The 2,533-nt window shown below is 58.6% G+C and carries 3 protein-coding genes; all 3 read left to right on the top strand.

Features of this window, described 5'->3' with window-relative positions; translation table 11 throughout:
* A partial coding sequence (locus ACYVG7_RS07030) for a DUF3486 family protein (protein ID WP_460882492.1) occupies positions 1 to 405 on the top strand: 405 nt, incomplete at its 5' end.
* Positions 402 to 1,964, top strand: coding sequence for a terminase large subunit domain-containing protein (locus tag ACYVG7_RS07025; protein WP_460882491.1), 1,563 nt, complete (start codon positions 402 to 404; stop codon positions 1,962 to 1,964). The genes ACYVG7_RS07030 and ACYVG7_RS07025, both read left to right, overlap by 4 nt.
* Positions 1,964 to 2,500 carry a phage portal protein family protein gene (locus ACYVG7_RS07020; protein WP_460882490.1) on the top strand — a complete coding sequence of 179 codons (537 nt, stop codon included), beginning with the start codon at positions 1,964 to 1,966 and terminating at the stop codon, positions 2,498 to 2,500. The genes ACYVG7_RS07025 and ACYVG7_RS07020 overlap by 1 nt, the downstream gene beginning before the upstream one ends.
* Positions 2,501 to 2,533 lie beyond the last annotated feature (33 nt).

The following is a 2,533-nucleotide window of genomic DNA, read 5'->3' as shown; positions in this document are numbered from 1 at the left end:
TCCCGTTCTGGTCTGAATCGCTATGCCACCCAGGTGGAAAAGGTGGGGGCCAGTCTGCGCCAGATGCGTGAGGCCACCGCCGCCTTGACTGCGCAACTGGGTGATAAGCCGACGGGCGAGGTGACCAAGCTCATTCTGGAAATGGGGCGTGGCCAGCTGTTCAAACTGTTTATGGCCCAGGCCAATGATCCGGATGCCGAGGTCGATGTCGGCATGCTCAAAGAGGCCATGCTTGCCGCCCAGCGATTGGAGTCCACAGCCATGCAAAGCCATAAGCGGGAGAAAGAGATCCGCCAGGCGTTTGCTGAGGAGATAGCGACCAAGACCGAGCAGATTGTTACCCAGGCAGGCTTGACCAAAGACACAGCCGCGCAGATCCGGCGTGAGATATTGGGGATCGCATGATGGAGCAGACCGCCGTTTCCCGCGCCACCCAGCTCGCCGCCCAATTGGGAACCGAATTCAACCCAGATGATGTGCTGCTGCCATATCAGAAGATCTGGATAGCCGACGACAGCCCGTTAAAGATTGCGGAGAAGTCACGGCGCACGGGTATCACCTGGGCAGAAGCGGCAGACGCCACCCTCAAATCCTCGTTGGCCAAGTCAGAAGGCGGCTCCAATCACTTCTATGTGGGTTCCAATAAGGAGATGGCCCGCGAGTTTATTGATGCTGTGGCCATGTGGGCCAAGGCGTTTAACAAGGCAGCCGGGGATATCCAGGAGGAAGTATTTGCCGATGAAGACAAAGACATCCTGACCTTTGTCGTCTACTTCTCCTCCGGCTTCAAGGTGCAGGCGCTCTCATCCAACCCCTCTAACCTCCGGGGTATGCAAGGGACTGTGACCATTGATGAAGCCGCATTCCACGAACGTCTGGCCGAAGTGCTCAAGGCCGCGATGGCGCTGACGATGTGGGGCGCCAAGGTCCGTTTAATCAGTACCCACAGTGGCGTTGATAACCTGTTTAATCAGCTGATAAACGACAGTCGCGCTGGGAAAAAAGACTTTTCTATCCACCGTATCACGCTGGATGACGCCTGTCGGATGGGGCTTTATCGTCGCATCTGCCAGGTCAAAGGCATGGTGTGGAGCCAGTCAGCCGAGGACGACTGGAAAGCAGGCCTGCTCAAGAGCACGGCCACCGAAGAGGATGCGCTCGAAGAATATTTCTGCGTCCCCAAGCAAGGCGGTGGTGCCTATATCAAACGCTCCTTGATTGAGCGGGCCATGCAGCCGGATATCCCCATCATCCGCTTCACCGCGCCCAAAGACTTCGAGCTGATGAGTGAAGAGACTCGCCTTGCTGTGGGATCTGTCTGGTGTGAGGAAAACCTCAAGCCGTGGCTGGAGAGTCTGGATCAGACCTGCCGCCATGTACTGGGTGAGGACTTTGCCCGCAAGGGTGACTTGTCGGTGTTTGTGCCGCTGGCCATCGCCAGCAATCTGCGTAAGCGGGTGCCGTTCGTGGTGGAGTTGGCCAATGCCCCTTACGAGACTCAGCGGCAGATCCTCTTCTATTTATTGCTGGGGCTGCCTCGGCTGCGCGCCGCTTCTTTTGATGCCACCGGCAACGGCGGTTATCTGGCTGAGGCCGCCCGCCTCAAGTGGGGGGCCAGCATGATCGAATGCGTGATGCTCAATGACCCCTGGTACCGGGAGTGGATGCCCAAGCTCAAGGTGGAGTTTGAAGACGACACCCTGGTGATCCCCCGTCATGCCGATGTTGTCGATGACTTGGGGAAAATCCAGGTCATCAACGGGGTACCAAAAATCGACAAGGGGCGCAGTACCGATGCCTCGGGCCAGAAGCGTCACGGCGATTTTGCGGTGGCGCTGGCCATGGCGATCCGGGCCAGCTGGATGGAGGGCGGAGCTATCGAGTTCACGCCGCTTCCGGGCAAGCGCGAAACCAGTCCGGACGATGACGACGACTATCACCGCTTTGAGCGAGGAGCCTGGTAATGGCACAGAGCAGAATTGTAGATATCCACGGCAACCCGCTGGCCTTTGAGCCAGAGCCGCAGACCGAGAACGACAGCAAGCTGGGGATGCTGCGCAAGCATTACTCCGAGCATCCGACAGTCGGCCTCACTCCGGCCAAAGCTGCTATGGCCTTGCGCGAGGCCGAGCAGGGCAGCCTGCTCCTGCAGTGCGAGTTGGCAGAAGACATGGAGGAGAAAGACAGCCACCTGCAGTCGGAGCTGGGCAAACGTCGCCGCTCGCTGCAGTCAGTGCCCTGGACTATCCAGCCGCCGCGAAATGCGACCCCGGAGGAGAAGCGCGATGCCGCGATGATCACCGAGTTGCTGGAGGACTTCACCTGGTTTGATGACTGCCTGTTCGATGCCAGTGATGCCATCCTCAAGGGCTTCTCTGCGCAGGAGTTTACAGGCTGGGAACAAGTCGAGGGGTTGATGTTGCCCAAGGGTTTGGAGTGGCGCGATCCGGCGGGCGTTGTTGCTCAAATCAGGGAACTATCCCGCAGTTTGGTGATCTGATCTCTTAGGTTCACCACCGGGAGCGCCAGATGG

The sequence above is a fragment of the Pseudaeromonas pectinilytica genome, assembly GCF_054780855.1.
This window is presented reverse-complemented; position numbering and strand designations above follow the sequence as displayed.

Excerpts from the sequence above, each read along its gene's own strand:
- ACYVG7_RS07025 (WP_460882491.1), top strand. The coding sequence starts at position 402 with ATGATGGAGCAGACCGCCGTTTCCCGCGCCACCCAGCTCGCCGCCCAA.
- ACYVG7_RS07020 (WP_460882490.1), top strand. The coding sequence starts at position 1,964 with ATGGCACAGAGCAGAATTGTAGATATCCACGGCAACCCGCTGGCCTTT.